The sequence below is a fragment of the Streptomyces sp. NPDC052023 genome, from assembly GCF_044548465.1.
GTDB lineage: Bacteria > Actinomycetota > Actinomycetes > Streptomycetales > Streptomycetaceae > Streptomyces.
On sequence record NZ_JBIUBW010000033.1, the window covers coordinates 28642 to 49168 of the forward strand.

Here is a 20527-nt window from a genome sequence, read left to right on the forward strand (position 1 = left end):
CGTGAACGAACAGACCGTCGTCCTTCAGGGATCACTCCACGGCAGGACCGACGCGGTGGTCTTCCTGCCGCCCGCCGGCAGCGTCGGCTCGCCGCTACGCCCCCTGGGAGACCATCTGCCGGACACCCTGCCCGCCCTCCACTGCGAAGTGCCCGGCCGCGGCCGGCTCGCCGGTCAGGAGTGGCCCGCGTCCGTGTCGGAGGCCGCGGACCGCTGGACCGAAGATCTCACCGCACTGCTGCCGCACGGGTTGCGGCTGCACCTGTTCGGACACAGTCTCGGGGCGCTGTTCGCCTACGAGATCGCTACCCGGCTCCAGGCACTGCCCGCGCTTGCGGTCCGCAGCCTCAGCGTCTCCGCCGCCCGCGAGCCCGGCCACACGCCGCGCACCGCCGTGGCCGCCGCCTTCGCGGCGCTGCAGCGCACCGGCGGCGACAAGGCCGACCCGGACGGCACCTGGCTGACGCACGACCTGGGGATGCGCCGGGCGCACCGCGCCACCCGGCGGCCGGTACCTGCCCCGATCGCCCTGTTCTGCGGAAAGGACGACCCCTTCGCGCGGCCCGCCGACATGGCGCCGTGGGCCGCCTTCAGCACCGCCCCGCCCCTGGGGACGTTCACCTTCCCCGGCGGACACGACTACCACCGCTCCGCACCAGCCGCCGTCGCCGCGGCCCTCACCGATGTGGTGAACCGCAGTGGCGGCCCCCTGCCCACCCATCCCGTCGTCAAAGGAGTCGGACATGACGGTTGAACACCACAACGCGCCCACCGTCGAGCAGCTGATAGACGTGGTCGGGAACAGTTCCGTCGGCATCGCGGTCACCGACCGCGCCGGAGCAGTCCTGCTGCACAACAAGGCCCAGTCCGTGCTCATGCACGGCGAGGCCGACCACCTCGGCGGCCGGATCCAGGCCGGCGGCAAGGACGCGCTGCCGCAGCTGCTCGCGGACCTGGAACGCAACGGCCGGATCGAGAACGTTCCCGTCACCTACCTCAGCGCCGACGGTACGCAGGAGCGCGTGTCCGCGGTGAACGCGGTGGTCGCCGGGGCGGGCGACGAGACCAGGATCCACTGGGTGAGCCGGCCGGAGCTCGGCGAACGGCTGCCGGTGCCCAGCACCAGCGACGAGGACCCCACCTCCGACGCCACCGCCTGGATCCGCGCGGTCGACCAGCGCAGCGAACCCGTCCTGTCCCCGACCAAGGAACAGGAGTCGGTGCTGCGGGAGTTCTACGAGGTCGCACCGGTGGCCATCCACCTGATCGGCGTCAACGGCCAGGTCATGCACGCCAACCCGGCCGACGTCGCCCTGGTGGAGTACAGCGCCCGGCCCACGGAGTACGTCGGCCAGCACATCCGCAGGATCTACGAGGACCAGGGACTGCTGGACGACTTCCTGTCCCGCTGGGACGAGGACTCACCGATCATCAACTTCCGGGCGAACTTCGTCACCCGGGAGGGCGCACCCAAGCCGGTGCTGATCTTCTCCACCGCGCAGGCGGCCGGCGGCAGCGTCTCCAATACGCGCTGCTTCGTCTTCAACGACCCCGAGCCGCAGCGCGCCCGCGACACGGTCAGCGCCTTCGGCTGGCCGTCCTGAACCGGGCGGCGGGAGGGGGCCCTTGCCCGGCCCCCTCCCGCCGCACCCCGACGTCAACCCCATTCCTTCCTGGGAGCGACCATGTCCAACGTGCTGGTGATCTCGGGGAGCCCGTCCCCCACCTCCCGGACCGAACTCGTCGGCGACTACGTGGCACAGCGGCTGGCCGAAGACGAATGGCAGGCCGGGCACCTGAAGGTGCGCGACCTTCCCGCGCGGCCGCTGCTCACGGCGGACACCACCGAACCCCGCATCGCCGATGCCGTGGACCGGGTCGCCCGGGCCGACGGCATCGTGCTGGCCACCCCGACGTACAAGGCGAGCTTCTCCGGACTGCTCAAGACCTTTCTCGACCTGCTCCCGCAGCACGGCTTCACGCACAAGGCGGTGCTCCCGCTGGCCACCGGCGGCAGCACCGCCCACGTCCTGGTACTTGACTACGCACTGCGCCCCGTGGCGCACGCGCTCGGCGCACGGCACGTCGTCCAGAGCTTCTTCCTGCTCGACACGCACCTGGCCCGGTACGGCGACAGCCTGCACATCCGGCCCGAGAGCGCCGGCGTGCTGGACGGCGTCATCGAGCAGTTCCGCAAGGCCCTGGTCGTCGGCGTCTGACCGCATCGGCCCCACGACCGACCCTTCCCCGCCCGGACACCGTCGTCCCCGCCTCCGCCGCCCACAGCCCGCGCCGCGACGACCGGCGCGGGGGGAGTACGCACACCATGGCTGAGAAGAAACCGAAACGCCCGTGGATCACCGGCTGGGACCCTGAGGACGAGGACGCCTGGCACCGGGGCGGCCGTCGCACGGCCCGCCGCAACCTTGTCCTGTCCGTCCTCAGCGAGCACGTCGGCTTTTCCGTGTGGACCCTGTGGTCCGTCCTCGTGCTCTTCATGACACCCGAGAACGGGCTGGCGTTCACGCCGGGGGAGAAGTTCCTCCTGGTGGCCACCCCCACGGTCGCAGGAGCCCTGTTGAGGCTTCCCTACAGCTACGCGGTCACCCGATTCGGCGGCCGCGACTGGACCGTGTTCGCCACGACAATCCTGCTCGTCCCCGTGACCCTCGCCCTGTACTTCGTACGGCAACCCGGGACGCCGCTGTGGGTGTTCCTGCTCATCGCCGGCCTCGGCGGAGTGGGCGGAGGCACCTTCGCCTCGTCCATGACGAACATCACCGCCTTCTACCCGCAGCGGCACCAGGGATGGGCCCTGGGGCTCAACGCCGGGGGCGGCAACCTCGGCGTCGCCGCCGTCCAGCTGATCGGCCTCGCGGTGATCCACGCGACCGGGCGCGAACATCCGGAGTACGTGGCGGCCGTCTACCTGCCCCTCGTCGTAGTCACCGCCGTACTGGCGGCCCGGCTCATGGACAACGTGGACGCAGTCCGTACCGCCCCCCAGGTCCAGCGCGAGGCCGCCCGGTGCCCCGACACCTGGTGGATCTCCCTGCTCTACATCGGCACCTTCGGTTCCTTCATCGGGTTCGGCTTCGCCTTCGGACTGGTGCTCCAGTACGAGTTCGGCACCTCGCCCGTGCAGGCGATGGGGTACACCTTCCTCGGCCCGCTCCTCGGGTCCCTCTTCCGGCCGCTCGGCGGATGGCTGGCGGACCGACTGGGCGGAGCACGCGTGACCCTGTGGAACTTCCTCGGCATGGCGGCTGGCACCGCGATACTCGTCCTCGCCTCCCACGCCGGTTCCTTCGGGCTGTTCGTCGGCGGGTTCACCGCGCTCTTCGTCCTCAGCGGCCTCGGCAACGGGTCCACGTACAAGATGATCCCCGCGGTCTTCGCACGGCGGGCGGAAGCCGCGGTGACAGGCGGCGGCGACGCCGCACGGGCCTTCGCGCGGGCCCGCCGGCTGTCCGGCGCGGCCATCGCCGTCGCCGGCGCCGTCGGCGCACTCGGCGGCGCGGCCATCAACGTCGCCTTCACCGTCTCCTACGCCGACGTCTCCGGCTCCGGCACCCCGGCGTTCCTCTCCTTCCTCGCCTACTACGCCGTATGCGTCCTGATCCTCCGGTTCGTCTACCTCCGCCGGCAGCCGCCGCGGGCATCAGCGAAGCCGGAGGCCATCCGGGAGGCCAGCCGTGCCTGACACCCGGCAAACGGCGGCCGCACGGCAGACGCACTGCCCGTACTGCGCCCTCCAGTGCGGCACGCGGATCTCCGGCACCCGCGCCGACGCCGTCACGGTCGAGCCCGCCGACTTCGCGGTCAACCGCGGCCGGCTGTGCCAGAAGGGCTGGACGGCGCCCGAACTCCTTGCCGCCCCCGACCGGCTGGTCACGCCCCTCGTACGGGGCAGGAGCGGAAAGCTGCTGACCGCCTCCTGGGACAGCGCCCTGCAGGCCGCCGCCGAGGGCCTGGACCGGGTCCGCAGCGCACACGGCGCGAACGCGCTGGCGGTCTTCGGCGGTGGCGGCCTCACCAACGAGAAGGCCTACCTGCTCGGCAAGTTCGCAAGGCTGGCCCTGGGCACGAGCAACATCGACTACAACGGCCGCTTCTGCATGTCCTCCGCAGCGGCGGCCGGCAACGAGGCCTTCGGCCTGGACCGCGGCCTGCCCTTCCCTGTCACCGACCTGTCCCGGGCCCGGACCGTGCTGCTGGCCGGTGCCAACGTCGCCGAGACCATGCCGCCCCTGATGCAGCACCTCGACAACGCCCGGCTCGTCGTCGTGGACCCGCGCCGCAGCGCCACCGCCCGCCGCGCCGCGCTGCACCTCCAGCCCGCACCCGGCACCGACCTGGCCCTCGCACTGGGGCTGCTGCACGTGGCCATCACCGAAGGCCGCCTCGACACCGCGTACATCGGTCGGCGCACCACCGGCTTCGAGATTCTCGCGGGCCGCGCCGCCGGGTGGTGGCCCGAGCGGACGGAGGCCGTCACCGGCGTCCCCGCAGCCGCCCTGCGCACGGCCGTGGACCTCCTCACCGACAGCAGCGACTGCTACGTCCTCACCGGCCGAGGCGTCGAACAGCACCGGCAGGGCACGGCGACGGCGGCCGCCTTCATCAACCTCGCCCTGGCCCTGGGCCTGCCGGGCACCCCGTCAGGCGGCTACGGCTGCCTGACGGGCCAGGGCAACGGCCAAGGAGGCCGCGAACACGGACAGAAGTCCGATCAGCTGCCCGGCTACCGGTCGCTGAGCGACCCCGGGGACAGGGCCCATGTCGCCGGAGTGTGGGGAGTGCCTCCCGGCCGGCTGCCCGGCCCGGGACCGCGCGCCTACGAACTGCTCGACTCCCTGGGCCGGGAGAACGGGCCGCGGGCCCTGCTCGTCATGGGCTCCAACCCGGTGGTCTCCGCCCCGCACGCGGCACGCGTCACCACACGCCTGGCCGCACTGGACTTCCTCGTCGTGGCCGACTTCCTGCCGTCCGACACGGCGCGGATGGCCGACGTGGTCCTGCCGGTCACCCAGTGGGCGGAGGAGGAGGGCACCATGACCAACCTGGAGGGCAGGGTCCTGCGCCGACGCGCCCTGCTCGATCCGCCACCACCTGTCCGCAGCGACCTGCACGTCCTGCACGACATCGCGGTGCGCCTCGGCGAACCGGCCGAGCACTACCCGACCGAGCCCCGGAAGGTGTTCGAGGAGCTGGCTGCCGCATCCGAGGGCGGACGCGCGGACTACTCCGGCATCACCTACGACCGGCTGGACGCGGGGGAGAGCCTGTACTGGCCCTGCCCGGCCACCCCCGAACCCCACCCAGGCACCCCACGGCTGTTCCTGGACCGTTTCGCCCACCCCGACGGACGCGCACGCTTCGCCGACGTGGAGCACGACGGACCAGCCGAGGACACCGACGCCGCGTACCCGGTGCACGCCACCACCGGCCGCGTCCTCGCTCACTACCAGTCCGGCACACAGTCCCGGCGGGTACCGGAACTCGCCGCGGTCGCCCCCGAAGCCTTCGTGGAGGTCCACCCGGACACGGCGGCTCGCAGCGGCCTGGCCGACGGGGATCTGGCCCGAGTGACCTCGGCCCGAGGAGGCATGACCGCCCGTGTCCGGCTCGACCCCACACTCCGCCCCGACACGGTGTTCGTCCCCTTCCACTTCTCCGGGGACGGCAGGGCGAACCTCTTCACCAATCCCGCGCTCGACCCCCGCAGCGGCATGCCCGAATTCAAGGTCAGCGCCGTCCGACTCGACCCCCTCCCGGAGTGACACTGTGAACCACGTCGTCGTCGTCGGCCACGGTCCAGCCGCGCACCGGCTGCTGCGCGGCCTGCGGCGCCATGGGCATCGCGGGACAGTCACCGTCCTGTCCGCGGAAGGCCACCCCGTCCACAGCCGTTCGCCGCTGACCGACGTCCTCGCCGGCCGGGTCGCGCCGGACCTGCTGGAGGCGGCACCCGAGCCCGGAGTACGGGTGCTGACCGGCGCAGTCGCGGACACCCTCGACCTCCGCCGTCGCGTAGTGCACGCCGAGCAGGGCAACACGCGCACCCGGCACCCCTACGACGTCCTCGTCCTGGCCTGTGGCGCCCGCCCGGTCACCCCCGAACTCCCCGGCGCGACCGACCGGCACGGACGGCTCGCGGCCGACGTCACCACACTGCGCGGCACCGCCGACTGCGCCCGCGTACAGGGCGCGGCCGTGACGGTACTGGGCGGCGGGCCCCTGGGCGTGGAGACGGCCGGTGCCCTGGCACGGCGAGGCACCGCGACCACCCTCGTCTGCCGCGACCCCCACCCGCTGCAACACCGGCTCGGCGACACCGCCGCGGCCCTGCTGACCGCACGGCTGCAACAGGCCGGAGTCACCGTCCTCGGCGGTCGCCGGGCCGTACGCCGCGACCCGGGTCGCCTGCTGCTGGACGACGGCACCGAGGCTGCGGCTGACAGCCTGGTCCTGTGCACCGGCGTGGAACCCGACGTCCGGCTCGCCCGCGCGGCGGGTCTGAGGGTGCACCACGGCATCGTCGTGGACGACACCCTGCGCACCAGCGACAGCCGCGTCCACGCCATCGGCGACTGCGCCGAACACGCGGGACGGACGGTCTCCGGCCACGAATCCGCGCTCGCCCAGGCCGACACCCTCGCCAGGGTCCTGACCGGCGGCGCGGCAGCGCACCGGCCCACTCCCGACCTGCTGCGCCTGCGCACGCCCGCTGCGGACGTGGCCTGCGTCGGGACACTCGACGCGTTCCGGCGGCACGGCCTGCGCACTGTCGGTCTGCTCGACCCGGCAGGCCGGCGCTACGCACGGATCGCGCTGGACGGCGACCGGATCGTTGCCGCCGTCCTCCTCGGCCTGCCGGAGGCCGTCGCCACGGTGAGCCACGCGCACAGGCGCGGCCTTCCCGTCCCCTCCGACCGGCTGGGCCTGCTGCTCGGCATTCCCTCCCCGCCCCCTGCCACCACGGACGCCGGCCCGGACGACTCCGTGGTGTGCCTGTGCAACCACGTCTCCCGGCAGCAGCTCGCCGACGCCTTCGCACTCGGCGCCCGCACAACTCCCGCTCTGGCCCGGGCCACCCGCGCCACCACTGGGTGCGGCGGCTGCGCCACGCAGATCGAGATGCTCCGCACGGCCTGGGCCGACGCCGGGCGACGGGACCTGGAGCCGGCACCATGACCTCCACCCTGGTGGTGATCGGGCACGGAATGGTCGGCCACCGGCTCGCGGACCGACTGCGCGAACTGGACACCGGCCACCGGTGGCGCGTGTGCGTCCTGGGCGAGGAACGCGAGCCCGCCTACGACCGCGTACGCCTGTCCACGTACCTCAAGAGCCGCAGCCGGGCGGGGCTGAGCCTGGTCCGCCCCGAGTTCCTCGCCGACCCCCGGATCACCGTGCGCTCCGCCGCGCCCGTCGTCTCCGTCGACCGGCGGGCGCGTACGGTGCGCACGGCCGACGGGGAGCCGATCACGTACGACGCGCTGGTCCTGGCCACCGGATCACGTCCGTTCGTTCCCCCGGTGGAGGGCCGGGACCTGGGCAACTGCTTCGTCCAGCGCACGGTCGAGGACATCGACGCGCTGAGTGCGGCGGCACGGCCCGGACGGCCGGCCGTCGTCATCGGCGGCGGACTGCTGGGTCTGGAAGCCGCGCAGGGCCTGCAGTTGCTGGGGATGCGGCCCCATCTCGTCGAAAGCGCCCCGCACCTGATGCCGGCGCAGCTCGACATGGTGGCGGCGCACGTACTTCAGGACGGGGCCGAGCGCCTCGGCCTGCACCTGCACTGCGGCACGACGGTGGCGTCGGTGAACGGCGGCACCGACGGCCTCGTACGGTCCGTCACCCTCGGCAACGGCAGCGTGATCGACGCCGACCTGGTGGTCTTCGCCGCCGGGGTGCGCCCCCGGGACGACCTGTCCGTCACTCCCGCCCTGCCGCTCGCCGAGCGGGGCGGGTACCTGACGGACGCCTTCTGCCGCACCCGGGACGACCGCGTCTGGGCTGTCGGTGAGTGCGCGGCGGTCCAGGGGCGCAGCCGCGGCCTGGTCGCCCCGGGATACCGGATGGCGGAGAACGTCGCCCGACAGCTCACGGGCCACGCCGGCGAACCACTCGACGACATGGACGACTCCACCGAGCTGAAACTGCTCGGAGTCCACGTGGCGACCTTCGGACACACCAAGGGCGACACCGCGACCGCCGTCGAGGTCACCTTCCAGGAGGGCGTCTCCCGCTACGCCAAGATCTTCCTGCACCGCGACTCAGGAGCCCTGCTCGGTGGCATCCTCGCAGGTGAGACAGTGTCCCGCGGCGATCTCGCCACGTGGGTCGGCAAACGACCGACCGCCGATCTGGAGAGCGTGCTGTTCCCCGCCCCGTCGTTCTGACCCCGTCCGTGGAGGACCTCCATGTTCGACGAATCCGCCCGCTGCTCCAGGCTGGCAGTGGGCCGCCGACCTGTTCACCGAGGTGGGCGCCGGCGACGTCATCGTCCCGGGCAAGCGCGAGCGCACGGCGGGCGACGAGGTCCGCGACCTCGCACAGGAGCTGTTCGACAAGTGGGAGACCGACTTCGGACGCACCTGCGTGCTGGGCGACGACCCGGCCCGGCTGCGGCTGCGTGATGCCCTGCCGTCTCTGTTCGCCGAGGGCAGGCGTCTTTTCGACCGCCATCCGAACCTGACGGCCGAGCAACTGTACGCGCGCGTCCGGGGACTGGCCGGCAGTCGTCACTGGATCCTGGAGCTCCATGTGATCGACCGGCATGGCGGGTTCGGGGGCTTCCGCGAGGATTTGCTGGATCTGTGATGGCCGGCGCCGTTCACGGTTCGCCTCGCCCGGGATCATGGGAAGCGCAGGGCGCGTGTCAGCGCGGCGGCGACCCTGTCGACGTCGTCCTCGGTGGTGCTCCAGTTGCTGAAGGCCGCGCGCAGCGCCGGCACGCCGTCCAGGACCGTCGGTGACAGGAACACCTCGTCACGGACGCGCTCGGCGAGCGCCGCGAGCCGTTCGGCGGTCGGCCGCCCGGCGAGGGTGAAGCAGACCACGTTGAGCCGGACGGGAGCGAGCAGCCGCAACTCGGGTATGGCGGACACGGCGTCCCCCAGGGCCGTCGCACACGTCATGCACCGCTCGACGACGCTCCGGTGCCCGTCCCTGCCGTAGGCCCGCAGGGAGAACCACGCGGCCATCGCCCGCAGCCGGCGGGAGTTCTCCGGTGTCAGGTGCACGAGATCCGGGACGTCGCTCTGCGGGCCGAGGTACGCCGCCGCGTTCTGGAAAACCCGTACCTGGAGATCGGGGCGCCGGGTGAACTGCACGGCGCTGTCGTACGGAACGTTGAGCCACTTGTGCAGGTCGACACAGAGGGAGTCGGCGGCCTCCAGGCCGTCCACCAGGGAGGCATGGGAGGGAACGAGGCCCGCGAACGCGCCGAAGGCGCCGTCCACATGGAGCCAGAAACCGTACCGTTCCCGCAGCGCTGAGAGGGCGCGCAGGTCGTCGAAGTCGCCGGTGTTCACGGTTCCGGCGTTGGCCACCACCACACAGGGCTCGCCGGCCTCGTCCAGCGCCCGCTCGAGCGCTTGCGTATCGACGGCCTCCCGCCCCGGCAGGGTCGGCACCCGGGTCAGCGACCGCCGCCCCAGTCCGAGGAGGGCGAGCGCCTTCGGCACGCTGGAATGCGCCGACGCGGACAGGACACGGACGGGACCGAGCGCCGCCGCCCCGGACTCGGCCGGCGATACGCCCGAGCGCTCGCCCAGCCACTCGCGGGCGATGGCCAGGCCGACGAGGTTGGACATGGTGGCACCGCTGACGAAGGTGCCGTGGTGCTCTTCGGGCAGTCCGAGCAGTTCACGGACCCAGCCGACCGTCTCGCGCTCCAGAGCCTGCCCGGCCCCGTCGAGCCGCGAGATGGGATTCTGGTCCCAGACCGCCGTCGTCCAGTCGCCGATCATCGCGGCGGGTGTGGTACCGCCGGTGACGAAGCCCAGGTAACGGGGCCCGGCGCTGGCCGACAGCACGGGCTCCCACCGGGTCTCGAACGCGTCCAGTGCCCCCACCGGCCCCGCGCCCCGCTCCGGCAGCGGGACGGCCTCCGGTACGCAGCGGGAGGCAATCACCGGCCGGTCCGCCATCCCGCGCAGCGTCACGACGGCACGCCGCAGGAAGTCCTCCAACAGACCGGGCAGCGAGTCGTGGTCACCGACTGCGAGCGGATCGGTCAAGGCACTCTCCCCTTCATCGCCCCCCTCCTCGCCCCATCGGCACGAGACGGCGGGATCTCTCTTCCCCCGGGTGATATCCACCGCCACCCTCGCCGAATCGGCCCGGAGCGACGCACGGCGCGCCTCGGCGTGGCTCGCAGCACTCTTCGGGTGCTCGTCGGCCACCGTCTGCCTGGTCATTGCGCGTCTGCCACCGTTGCTTGCGCTGGAACCGGCGCCCCGGCCGGTGACGGGCGCGGAACGGTCATGGATCATTTGTCTGTCATGCTTTGCTCAAGGCGAGGAGGTCCCGCCAACGAGCTGGCCGCTGCTGCTCTGCACCCCGAGTGCGCGCATGCCCATCCGTCGCGGACGACTTTGCGCGGATCTTGCGACAGCACGGGGGCGGGCCCGGTGCCGCAGGCACGTCGACGCCGCCCGGGATGCCTCCAGATCGAGGTCGAGGGGATCGACCAGCCCGAGGACGACGGCATCGAGAGGTTCATCGTGCCCGGTGCGTGCCCGTTCCGAGGGGGACGCAGCGGGGAACGGCGGACGCGGCGCCGCTCCCCTGCCAGGCTGGAGCTTTGCCGGGCCGGCCGGAGGCCACAGACTCCTCCAAACTGGGGTCCGTCTTCAAACGGATCTTGCCCAGAGCAGGCACGATGCAAGGTTGTCTGCCGCTTCGTAGGAGGAGGCGGTCTCCTCGTACCTGGGGGCGATCCCGGCGGAGGTCCTTGATCCGGTTGAAGCCGCGCTCGCTCATATTGCGCCGCCAGTAGGTCTTCCGCCGGTCGCACCTCGGCGGTCGGGGGTCGCCGTCCAGGGCGTAGTGGCGGAAGCCGGTGTTCCCGGTCTTCGGCGGCCCGAGCGTTCCGGGTCGCGCCACGATTGATTACCTGCCGGTTGTCCACGCGGAGGCCGCCCCGTCGCGGCGGCCCGGCGTATCAGCGGAGCAAGCGAGCAACTCCGTGTGCATGTCGTCTCCGCCTGGCCTGCAAAAGCGACCTGATCACGGTCTCTACCGCATCCAGAACCGGCCCTGCTCACGAAGTAGTACCAAAGCCCCCAAGAGGGGCATACCTCTTGAAACAGGTGACCATCATGATCTTTCAGAGCTTCCGCGTAGCGGCTGCCACGATGAGCTCCTTCGGCATAGCCCTGGCTGTCACCACGCCCACCATGGCAGTCCCAGCGGCCGAGACCGACGACCAAGCCATGGTGTCCGTCTTCCACGGCGTGCCCGGAATGACCGTCGATGTGTATGCCGACGGCAAGGAATTGCTCGGGAACTTCAAGCCCGGGACCGTCACGGATCCGCAGGCCCTGGACGCAGGGACCTACAATGTCCAGATCTTCAAGGCGGGCGCAGGGCCTGACGGCACGCCGGCCATCGAGAAGGACATCAAGGTACCGGCGGGAGCGAACGCTACGGTCGCCGCCCACCTCTCGGCCGAGGGCACGCCTCAACTCACAACCTTTGTCAACGACGTCGCCAAAGTCGAGGATGGCAAGGCGCGGCTAACCGTGCGCCACGTCGCCGCGGCCCCCGCCGTGGACGTCCGAGCGGGCGGGCAACCGATCTTCGAGGGACTGGAGAATCCCGACCAGAAGTCCGCCACGGTCGACGCCGGATCCGTCGACGCTGATGTCGTCCTCGCAGGAACGGACACCGTGGCTATCGGCCCGGCCGACCTCAAGCTGCAAGAAGGAACCAACAACGTCGTCTACGCCTGGGGGAGCGCCCAGGACAAGTCATTGGCGCTGAAGACACAGACGATCAGCGGCACGGAACCTGCACCCTAGTACTCCAGCAGCGGTTCGCTGTCTGGCCTGGTCAGAGACGGCTTGGGGAGTGTAGTTGGCTGTCGGTGTCAGCAAGTCGCCGCCTCACTGCTCGTCGAGGGGGCGGGTATGGAGTGGACGAGTCCCTCGTGGCAGCGACGGCAGGCGGCGAGTCAATAGCCGACGGTGAAGCGCTCGCCGATGTGTTGAGGCCTTTCGATCTCGTCCACAATGGCGACAGCGTAGTCCTCGGTGGTGATGTGACTGTTGCCTTCGTCGTCGACCACCAGGTCGTCCAGGTCGGTGCGGTAGGTGCCGGTGCGTTCGCCCGGCTGGATCGACGCCGGGGGGCTGCAGTTCGTCCACTCCAGGTCTTGCACGCGGCGGTATACGTCCAGTGCGTCCCCGTGGGCATGCATGACCTGGAGAATGTCTTCCGACAGTCCCTCCGCGTCCCAGACGAGGCTGCCGGCCGGGGTGCGTAGCGAGCCCGCGCCCCCGACCGCGATGAGTCGCGGAGCGTGGTCAACGGCTTCGCGGAGTCCGGTGACGAGTGATTCTGCGCTGGGTTTGATGGTGGCTGTGTGGCCCGGCCCGTCGCCGCCGCCGACTGCGCTGACCAGCACGTCCTGTCCCTCGGCGACGGAAGCGACGGATTCGGGGTCCAGGACGTCGCCTGCGGTCACGGCCAGGCGGGCGTCCGTTTTAGTGTATTTCGACGGGTCACGTACCACTGCGGTGACGTGATGGCCGCGCCTGAGTGCCTCATCCACGATGCGGGAGCCGATGGTTCCTGTGGCTCCGAAAAGGGCGATCTTGGACACGATGCTCCCTTTTTCTCTGTTGGGAGAAGAAACTCCATTTTTTCGCATTCTGCGCTGAGCGGCGACGGGGCGTCGAAGGTCGCCCGGTCGACCACGACGCGATGCGCGCCGCCGGTGGCTGGTTCGTCAGCCGCAGCCCGCATGTGCGCCAAAAGGGCGCTGTCGGAGGTGGAGCGCGGACTATGAGGTCGCGGAAGTCGCGCCAGCCGAAGCCCTCCGGCTCGCCCTTGCGGCCCCGGTACTCGCGGATATCGTAGATCAGCCGGGAGCGCTGGCCCGGCTTGTAGCAGGCCATACCCGCCGTCGACACGCGCCCCGAGCCCCGACCCCTCACCCTCACGACCGGGGTCTCGCCTATCCGGCCCCAGGTCCTGGCGGACGGCGGAGTCATCGACTGCCCGGCCTCGTCCTCGAAGACGATCCAGGCCCCGCGCTCCGCCGCGGTGCTCATACCCGCGGCCAGGTCTCCTTCAAGCACACCTCGACCGCGTCGTTATTGCGCTCGATCGCGCGCCTGGTGGGCTGCTGCCAGCTCCAGCCGTGGCGCTTCAGCAGCCGCCAGGTGCCCCCGACCGTGTAGGGGACGTGGAAGAGCCGGCCGATCAGCGCCTTGATCCGCGCCAGGGTCCACCGCTTGTCCGCCCAGCCGTGAGCCAGTGAACCACGCTCCAACTTCCGCTCCAGCCCAGCGATCTGGGCGTCACTGAGTCGAGGTCTTCCCGGTGCCCCCTTCGACAGGACTCCCGCATCGCCGCCCTAGCGCCAGGCCCGGCGCCACCGCTCGACCGACCGCACGCTGATCCGCAGGGCAGCGGCAATCTCCGCGTTCTTCTGCCCGCCCTCGAAACGCTCCACGGCCTGGAGCCGTAACCGCTCCCGCGTGGTCCTCTCGGCGTCGGTCAGCCCGCTGCCCCGCGCATACCTCACACCCAACGGCTATCGGTGCCCACGGCCAGTTGTCATGCGAACGGCACCGACATCACTCAATCAAGTTCAGTACCACTCTGAGTGGCCCTGGCAAGACTTCCGTGAAGCTGGGGTGTGCCACTGTGCGCCGGTGACGCTCCGTCACGGGTAGCGGCGTCGGAGCAGGGTCATGAGGATGATGCGGTGGCGGAGTAGCGGGACGCCCGTGCGTCTGGCCGTGATCTGCTTCTGGAGCTTCAGATCGGTAGCCACACCGCGCGTGACGATCGCGTTGTGCTCTTGGTCGGTGCCGGGCATGAAGCCGGGGCACGTCGGCCAGCGTCACGAGCCGGGTGTTGAACTCGTCGCAGGTGCGCACGAACCGGGCGGCCTTCTCCGAGGAGTCGATGCCCAGCACCCCCGGCCATGGCGGCGGGCTGGTTGCCCGCGATCCCGACCGTGTGGCCGTACAGGTGGGCCGGGGCGCACGCGAGGTTCGGCGCCCAGCTCTCCTGGATCTCCAGGTAGTCGCCGTCGTCGACGATGTGGCCGATGACCGTCCTGATGTCGTACGGCGTGCGGTTGTCGACCGGCACCAGCCGCAGCAGTCCCTCGCCACGCCGGTCCGGGTCGTCCAGGGTCCTGGTGTACGGCGCCGTCTCGGCGTTGTTCGACGGCGGGCAGGACAGCAGTTCCCGTACGCCCTCGACGCAGAACTCCCCGTCCGGAGCCGCGAAGCTCGCTACGCCGGTGCGGGTGCCCTGGGTGTACGCGTCGCCGGGCTCCTCGTGCGTGACTTTCTCGCCGGTCACCGCGTGCACACGCCGGGCCCTGGTGATGCACACGTAGGCCATGCCCTCGACCGAGGGGCAGCTCCGGCGAGTAGACGGCGCCCCGGATGCTCCCCGAATCCCGCTACCGGACACTGGGGGAGGCGAGCCGGGGGCTGACACGGGCCGACGTGGCCCGGCAGGTCCGAGCCGCAGGTCAGATCAGGCACCCGGAATCTGCTGCGCTCTGGCATTGGCCTTCCAGTCCGACCACAGCGCCGATTCGAGGCAGTAGCCACACCCCGGTCCGAAGAACAGCCCGCGGGCGTCCTCGTCGCCCATCAGCCAGTAGCGGAGCCAAGCGGTGACAGGGGCGCGGAACGCACCCCCGTCGGCGATGGAGCTGAGGTGCCCGGCGCCGCGGACCTCGCCGTAGACGGCCGGGACGTGGTCTGAGTCGTTGTAGAACGCCTTGACCAGGATCGGCCAGACGATCAGGTCGTCCTCCCCCGCGAGGTAGAAGACGGGCTCGTCCATGTTGTCGGCGTCGGCGATCGGTCCGGGCTGAATGGGGACGGCTGTGTCCACCCGCGGATCGATGGCGGCGTTGAGTGCAGCTGCGCCGCCCTGGGAGTGCCCGGCGGATCCGATGTGCTCGAGGTCGACCTTCTGGTGGAAGACGCTGTGGCTGTCGGCGTTTCGCCGTTCCAGTACGTCGATTCCGGCACGCATGCTGATCGCGAAGTTGGACGTCACGGTGTTGGCCGCGGCCACGATGAATCCGTGGCTGGCCAGGTGGCGCAGCAGGCCGCTGTAGACGCCGGGCACGGCGCCGGTTCCGTTCCCCCAGATCACGACTGGGTGCCGTTCGCCCGACTGGCCCATGTTCTTGGGGTAGTAGAAGGTGTGCACGACTTCTATGCCGACGCTCACCTCGTACGGACCGGCCTTCCCGAAGTCCGCACCGGCGAAAGGAAGGGAACCGGGCGACTGCGCGGTGGCGCTCGGCACTTGGGCGGCCGCGGGCAAGGCGGGGGCGGCGACGGCCGTCAGGCCGGTGAGAAGTCCGGTGACCATGAGGCCCCGGAGTGTGCGGTGAGTTCTGCCGGGCATCGAATCTCCTTGTGTCCCAGACACGTTGCGGCTCGTCCTGAACGTGGCTGAGCGCCCATGGTGTAGTTCCGCGCTCGCACTGTCTGCTGGCAGGTGCCCAGGCTTGAGGGCGCCCGCTTGGGAGTTCGCACACCGCACCAGGTCGGAACGCCCGTGCCTGGGAGGGACGGGCTCACCGGCCGCCTAGCGAGGCACCTGCGCCGCACGCAGAGCCAGTGCCCAGCCGAGGCGGGCCTCGCCCGATTCCACGGGCCAGCCGGTGAGTTGGGTGATCCGGGCCATGCGGTTCAGGATCGTGTTGCGATGGCAGTACATCTGCTTCGCCGTGTGTGCTGCCGAGCAGCCGTTGTCCAGCCAGACGCGCAGGGTCTGCAGGAGGACGGGGCCGTCGGATCCGCTGTCCGCCATGCCGTTCAGGTAGCGGGCGACCAGGCGGCCGGCGATCTCCGGGTCGTTGGTGAGGACCGCCTCGACCAGCCGGTCGTCCACTTCCGCCACCTCCTTGCTGCCGGGCGGCAGTGTGCGCAATGAGCGCTCGGCCAGGCGCAACGCGGTGTCCGCGTCGGCCAGTTCTTCAAAGGGTGGCGAGATACCAGCCGTTCCGACCCGTCCGCTGCGCAGGGTCTCCGCCAGCTCTGCCGGTTCGGCCGTCCCAAGGCGCACGATTCCGGTGTTGCGCTCGCCTCGGGGACGCCAGAAGGACCACATGCCCGCCGCCTGCAAGGCGGGCTCGGGGTCGGTGGGCGCCAGGGGATCCTGGTCGACCGCGACCACCGCGTAGCGGTCCCGCAGGGGAATGCCCAGGGCGGAGGCCGCAGCGGCCGCCACGGTGGGATCGCTGCCGCGGCCGTCCAGCAGCGCTTCGAACAGGGCGCCACGGCGGGAGCCTTGACGGTGGTGCAGTTCCAGCTGGGTCAGCCGGTAGGCATCCGCCATCAGGGTCGAGAAGCGGTCGATGGTCTCCCACAGCGCACCCGCGACCTCGAGCACCAGGTCCTGGTCGACCGCCTCCCGGCCCCGCAGCGGCGTCGTCATCGCCTGCCACAGCACTCGGCCTCCACGGCGGTAGGCCATCAGTACGGTGTCCAGGGGCATCCCCTGCCGGGCCCGCCGCTGACCGGTCTCGGTGGCCGCGGCGGCGAAGTCCCCGGAGCTCGCGGGCAGTCCGCCGAAGTCTTCCAGAGCGAGGACCAAGTTGTTGTGGCAGATCGCGCGAAGATCGGAAAGTGCCACCGGACGCCCGGAGGCGTAGGCCGGGCTGTGCGCGCAGATATCCGCGACGACGCGTCCCGTGATCGCGTCGACGTCGTTCAGCAGGGTATGCGCCAGATGGCGGTGCAGCTCTTCTTGGCCATCGTTCATGCTGCGCAGACTAGGCGGTTGCCCTGGACCCGGCCAGACTCCGGGATGCCATTGCCCAGGTCGCGGCAGCCGACGCTGGGCAGCTGCACATGGCCCGGAGCGGTCGGATGCTGGATGCTGAGGCGGCCCCGCCGTACGGGTGCCTGCCGCACCCTCGCTTCCCACGGGTCCTGCCAGGCCGGGATCTGCCCACACCGCTCGTTGTGCAGGAGAGCCGCATGCAGCTGAGTGTCGCCACCATCTTGCGGGAGTCAGCCACCCGCCATCCCGACCGGACCGCGGTCGTCGAGAACGGCAACCGGATCACCTATCACGAGCTGTGGCAGGAAGCGCTCCGCTTCGCTGCCGCGTTGCGTGCCCGGGGGATCGGGCCGGGGGACCGGGTCGCGGTGCTGCTGCCCAACTCCGCCGACTTCCCACGGGCGTACTACGCCGTGCTGGCAGTCGGAGCCACTGTCGTTCCGGTGCATGCACTACTGGTCGCAGACGAGATCGGCTTCGTGCTGCGGCACAGCGACTGCCGCGCCGTCGTGAGCGGCGAGTCACTGCGTCCGGCTGCCGAAGCCGCGGCGGCGGCCGTCGGCATCGAGGTGATCGGCGTGAGCACCGCGCACCAGCCACTCGAACGTGCCGTACCGCGCCGACCGGACGACACCGCCGTGATCCTCTACACCAGCGGCACCACCGGCCGGCCCAAAGGCGCCCTGCTCACCCACCTCAACCTGGTCATGAACGCCGGCATCTGCGCCCAGGACCTGATGGGGCTCACCGCCGACGACGTCGTACTGGGATGCCTGCCCCTCTTCCACAGCTTCGGTCAGACCTGCGCGATGAACGCCGCCCTGCGCGCCGGCGCCACTCTCGTGCTGGCCCCGCGCTTCCGCGGACCCGACGCCCTTGACCTGCTCGTCACCGAGGGCGTGACCGTCTTCATGGGCGTACCGACCATGTATCACGCGCTCGCCGAGGCGGCGGCCGATGACCCTCGTCGCCCGGCGGCGCTGCGGATGGGGATCTCCGGTGGCGCCGCGCTGCCCGGGGCGCTCCTGGAGCGCTTCGAGGCCATGTTCGACATGGAGGTACTGGAGGGCTACGGCCTCACCGAGACCTCCCCGGTGGCCACCTTCAACCGCCGCGAACACCGCCGCCCGGGCACGGTCGGTCAGCCCGTCTGGGGCGTGGAAGCCGGTATCGCCGATGCCGGTACGGAACGCCGCGTCGAGCTGCTCCAGGACGGCGAGGTCGGGGAAGTGGTGCTGCGCGGCCACAACGTCTTCGCCGGTTACCTCGAAGACGCGCAGGCCACCTCGGCGGCGCTGGTCGATGGCTGGTTCCGCACCGGGGACCTGGGGAAGCGCGATGCGGACGGTTTTCTCACCATCGTCGACCGCAAGAAGGACCTCATCATCCGCGGCGGATTCAACGTCTACCCGCGCGAAGTCGAAGAAGCCCTCGCCCGTCACCCCGCGATCGACCAGGTGTGCGTGATCGGCCTGCCCGACGAGTCACGGGGAGAGGAAATCTGCGCCGCCGTCGTCCTGCGCCCGGGCGTCTCGGCAACCCCCGAGGACATTGTCGCCTGGTCGCGTGAGCGGCTCGGAAAGCACAAATACCCTCGCGTCGTACGGCTGCTCGGCGCGCTTCCACTCGGCCCCAGCGGCAAGATCCTCAAGCGCGAACTCAAAGAGGTGTGCGCGTGACCCTGATCACCACCACGCACGGCACGCTGCGCGGCACCACCGAGCACGGCGTCGCCGTCTTCCGCAACATTCCCTACGCCGCGGCGCCGACAGGTAAGTTGCGCTTCCGCTCGCCGGCAGCCGTCACCCCCTGGGACGGCGTCCGTGACGCCACCGCCTTCGGGCCCACCGCACCGAAGAACCCCTACCCCGCGCCCTTGGACGAACTGCTCCACGACCCCGACATTCCGGGCGATGCCTGTCTCAACCTCAACGTCTGGACACCCTCACCCGGCAAGGCCCGGCTCCCGGTCATGGTCTGGATCCACGGCGGATCCCTGCGCAACGGCTCGTCCGCCGTACCCACGTACGACGGGACCCAGTTCGCGCGTGACGGTGTCGTACTCGTTTCGCTCAACTACCGCCTCGGCATCGAAGGATTCGGTGTCTTCCCCGACGCCCCGGCCAACCTCGGTCTGCGTGACCAACTGACAGCACTGCGCTGGGTGCAGGAGAACATCGGCGCCTTCGGCGGCGACCCGGCGAACGTCACCTGCTTCGGCGAGTCCGCCGGTGCGATCAGCATCGCCGCGCTGCTGACGAGCCCCTACGCCAAGGGCCTCTTCCACCGAGCCGTACTGCAAAGCGGCGCGCCCGCGGCCGTCCCGCCCACCACTGCGCGAGCCACCACGAAAGCGATGGCGCGCCACCTCGGCATCGCCGCCACCGCCAAAGCCTTCTCCCAGGCGGACCGGACCGAACTCCTGGCCGCTCAGGCGGCCGTCACCCGCGGCGGCAACCCCCTCACCGGCGGAGCAGGCTTCCACATCGTCATCGACGGCGACGTCATACCCGACGACCCCGCCACCGCATCGGCACAGGGCGCCGGCCACGCTGTCGACCTGCTGCTCGGCACGAACACCGACGAATACCGCCTGTGGTTCGTCCCCGGCGGGCTGGTGGACCGGATCGGCCGGGCGACGCTGCGAGCAGCCGTGCTCAAGCATCGAGCCCCGTGGCGCTCACCCCGGGTCTACCGCACCGCGCGCCGGGGCGCCTCACCGGGCGAGATCCTGGGCGCCATCGCCACCGACAAGCTGCTGCGCATCCCACTCAACCGCCTCGCGGACGCGCGCACCGGCCGTCCCGGTCAAGGTGGGGGTCGGGGGCGGACCTTCTTCTACGAGTTCGCCTGGCCGTCGCCCGTACGTGAACTCGGCGCCTGCCACGCCCTGGAGATCGGGTTCGTCTTCGACACCCTTGACTCACCCGACAGCCGCGCCCTCGCGGGCGACACGGCACCACGCGCGCTGGCGACCGCCATGCACACCGCGTGGACCTCCTTCGCCACCGACGGCGACCCCGGATGGGCCGAATGGAGCGAGGAGCGACCGGTGATGACCTTCGGCGTGAACGGTTCCGAAGTCGTGCGAGCACCACGGGAACGGGAACGCCGGCTGTGGGGGTGAGCGGGCCCTCGCAGCAATGGCATCGGTGGGTTTCGCGGAGGGCCGACCACGGGGATCCACTCGCGGCCGGCGGCCGCTGCCGCCCGCCGGCTTTCGCCCAGACCGGCGGGCATGCCAACGACGCGCCCACCTTCATGGGGTGACAGCTCGTCTGCGCATGCCCCGCCCAGGGGAAAGGCCCGAACCCGACGGGATGTGGTTCTGGCGTACAAGGCTTGGCAGCGCAGCACGGTTGAGCGGTTCATCAACCGCCTCAAGCAATGGCGAGGAACAGCGGGCTTGTCCCCGAAGTGTGGACTGAGGGGCCTCGTGTTCTTCGGACAGGGATCTGACTGTCTATTTCACGCGACGGCTCGCAACTTCACATGTTCGGCGTGGACTTCTCGGGGA

The 20527-nt window shown here is 70.8% G+C and carries 15 protein-coding genes and 4 pseudogenes; 12 read left to right on the forward strand and 7 right to left on the reverse strand.

All coding sequences use genetic code 11. The features are described from left to right. The first annotated feature begins 1 nt into the window (after nt 1). From ACIHCM_RS35975 to ACIHCM_RS36010, 8 genes are all read left to right on the forward strand, one after another. Nucleotides 2-754: a thioesterase II family protein gene (locus ACIHCM_RS35975; protein WP_399905769.1), complete on the forward strand. Its 753-nt coding sequence runs from the start codon at nt 2-4 to the stop codon at nt 752-754. Further along, nucleotides 744-1604 carry a hypothetical protein gene (locus tag ACIHCM_RS35980; RefSeq protein WP_399905772.1) on the forward strand — a complete coding sequence of 287 codons (861 nt, stop codon included), beginning with the start codon at nt 744-746 and terminating at the stop codon, nt 1602-1604. Before ACIHCM_RS35975 ends, ACIHCM_RS35980 begins: the two co-directional genes overlap by 11 nt. Before the next feature lie 81 nt (nt 1605-1685). Further along, the gene (ssuE, locus tag ACIHCM_RS35985; RefSeq protein ID WP_399905775.1) at nt 1686-2219 is read left to right on the forward strand and encodes an NADPH-dependent FMN reductase; all 534 of its coding nucleotides are present in this window, start codon (nt 1686-1688) and stop codon (nt 2217-2219) included. A 107-nt stretch (nt 2220-2326) separates the two neighbouring features. Then, nucleotides 2327-3703, forward strand: a complete 1377-nt coding sequence (locus ACIHCM_RS35990) for a nitrate/nitrite transporter (protein WP_399905778.1) — start codon at nt 2327-2329, stop codon at nt 3701-3703. Next, the gene (locus ACIHCM_RS35995; protein WP_399905781.1) at nt 3696-5783 is read left to right on the forward strand and encodes a molybdopterin oxidoreductase family protein; all 2088 of its coding nucleotides are present in this window, start codon (nt 3696-3698) and stop codon (nt 5781-5783) included. Before ACIHCM_RS35990 ends, ACIHCM_RS35995 begins: the two co-directional genes overlap by 8 nt. Nucleotides 5784-5787: 4 nt before the next feature. Then, nucleotides 5788-7197, forward strand: a complete 1410-nt coding sequence (locus ACIHCM_RS36000; RefSeq protein WP_399905784.1) for an FAD-dependent oxidoreductase — start codon at nt 5788-5790, stop codon at nt 7195-7197. Further along, nucleotides 7194-8408, forward strand: a complete 1215-nt coding sequence (locus ACIHCM_RS36005) for an NAD(P)/FAD-dependent oxidoreductase (RefSeq protein WP_399905787.1) — start codon at nt 7194-7196, stop codon at nt 8406-8408. The genes ACIHCM_RS36000 and ACIHCM_RS36005 overlap by 4 nt, the downstream gene beginning before the upstream one ends. Before the next feature lie 82 nt (nt 8409-8490). After that, nucleotides 8491-8829 carry a hypothetical protein gene (locus ACIHCM_RS36010; protein WP_399905790.1) on the forward strand — a complete coding sequence of 113 codons (339 nt, stop codon included), beginning with the start codon at nt 8491-8493 and terminating at the stop codon, nt 8827-8829. A gap of 35 nt (nt 8830-8864) precedes the next feature. On the opposite strand, the gene ACIHCM_RS36015 is transcribed toward ACIHCM_RS36010, so the two are convergent. Continuing rightward, nucleotides 8865-10250: a pyridoxal phosphate-dependent decarboxylase family protein gene (locus ACIHCM_RS36015; protein WP_399905793.1), complete on the reverse strand. Its 1386-nt coding sequence runs from the start codon at nt 10248-10250 to the stop codon at nt 8865-8867. A gap of 133 nt (nt 10251-10383) precedes the next feature. Here ACIHCM_RS36015 and ACIHCM_RS36020 point away from each other — a divergent pair. Both ACIHCM_RS36020 and ACIHCM_RS36025 read left to right on the forward strand, forming a co-directional pair. Further along, a pseudogene (locus tag ACIHCM_RS36020) lies at nt 10384-10506 on the forward strand (IS5/IS1182 family transposase); the annotation flags it as partial. An 863-nt stretch (nt 10507-11369) separates the two neighbouring features. Then, nucleotides 11370-12032: pseudogene (locus ACIHCM_RS36025) on the forward strand (DUF4397 domain-containing protein); the annotation flags it as partial. A gap of 155 nt (nt 12033-12187) precedes the next feature. On the opposite strand, the gene ACIHCM_RS36030 reads toward ACIHCM_RS36025, so the two are convergent. From ACIHCM_RS36030 to ACIHCM_RS36055, 6 genes and pseudogenes are all read right to left on the reverse strand, one after another. After that, nucleotides 12188-12838: an NAD(P)-dependent oxidoreductase gene (locus ACIHCM_RS36030; RefSeq protein WP_399905796.1), complete on the reverse strand. Its 651-nt coding sequence runs from the start codon at nt 12836-12838 to the stop codon at nt 12188-12190. A 447-nt stretch (nt 12839-13285) separates the two neighbouring features. After that, nucleotides 13286-13765: pseudogene (locus ACIHCM_RS36035) on the reverse strand (winged helix-turn-helix domain-containing protein). Nucleotides 13766-13817: 52 nt separating this feature from the next. Continuing rightward, nucleotides 13818-14162: a carboxyl transferase domain-containing protein gene (locus ACIHCM_RS36040; protein ID WP_399905799.1), complete on the reverse strand. Its 345-nt coding sequence runs from the start codon at nt 14160-14162 to the stop codon at nt 13818-13820. A 13-nt stretch (nt 14163-14175) separates the two neighbouring features. Beyond that, nucleotides 14176-14598: pseudogene (locus ACIHCM_RS36045) on the reverse strand (carboxyl transferase domain-containing protein); the annotation flags it as partial. 138 nt (nt 14599-14736) lie between these two features. Then, a complete protein-coding gene (locus ACIHCM_RS36050) occupies nt 14737-15627 on the reverse strand; it encodes an alpha/beta hydrolase family protein (protein ID WP_399905802.1) in 891 nt (296 codons plus the stop codon). A gap of 183 nt (nt 15628-15810) precedes the next feature. Further along, nucleotides 15811-16989 carry a PucR family transcriptional regulator gene (locus ACIHCM_RS36055; RefSeq protein ID WP_399905805.1) on the reverse strand — a complete coding sequence of 393 codons (1179 nt, stop codon included), beginning with the start codon at nt 16987-16989 and terminating at the stop codon, nt 15811-15813. A gap of 218 nt (nt 16990-17207) precedes the next feature. Between ACIHCM_RS36055 and ACIHCM_RS36060 the strand changes: the two genes are divergently transcribed. Together ACIHCM_RS36060 and ACIHCM_RS36065 are read left to right on the forward strand one after the other, a co-directional pair. Next, nucleotides 17208-18689 carry a long-chain fatty acid--CoA ligase gene (locus tag ACIHCM_RS36060; RefSeq protein ID WP_399905808.1) on the forward strand — a complete coding sequence of 494 codons (1482 nt, stop codon included), beginning with the start codon at nt 17208-17210 and terminating at the stop codon, nt 18687-18689. Further along, on the forward strand, nt 18686-20137 hold the full coding sequence (locus tag ACIHCM_RS36065) for a carboxylesterase/lipase family protein (RefSeq protein WP_399905811.1): 1452 nt from the start codon (nt 18686-18688) through the stop codon (nt 20135-20137). The genes ACIHCM_RS36060 and ACIHCM_RS36065 overlap by 4 nt, the downstream gene beginning before the upstream one ends. Nucleotides 20138-20527: the final 390 nt, after the last annotated feature.

What these genes read in the sequence shown, in the direction of transcription:
- ACIHCM_RS35980 (WP_399905772.1), top strand. Translation starts at nt 744, where the DNA reads ATGACGGTTGAACACCACAACGCGCCCACCGTCGAGCAGCTGATAGAC.
- ssuE (WP_399905775.1), top strand. Translation starts at nt 1,686, where the DNA reads ATGTCCAACGTGCTGGTGATCTCGGGGAGCCCGTCCCCCACCTCCCGG.
- ACIHCM_RS35990 (WP_399905778.1), top strand. Translation starts at nt 2,327, where the DNA reads ATGGCTGAGAAGAAACCGAAACGCCCGTGGATCACCGGCTGGGACCCT.
- ACIHCM_RS36005 (WP_399905787.1), top strand. Translation starts at nt 7,194, where the DNA reads ATGACCTCCACCCTGGTGGTGATCGGGCACGGAATGGTCGGCCACCGG.
- ACIHCM_RS36050 (WP_399905802.1), bottom strand. Translation starts at nt 15,627, where the DNA reads ATGCCCGGCAGAACTCACCGCACACTCCGGGGCCTCATGGTCACCGGA.
- ACIHCM_RS36055 (WP_399905805.1), bottom strand. Translation starts at nt 16,989, where the DNA reads ATGAACGATGGCCAAGAAGAGCTGCACCGCCATCTGGCGCATACCCTG.
- ACIHCM_RS36060 (WP_399905808.1), top strand. Translation starts at nt 17,208, where the DNA reads ATGCAGCTGAGTGTCGCCACCATCTTGCGGGAGTCAGCCACCCGCCAT.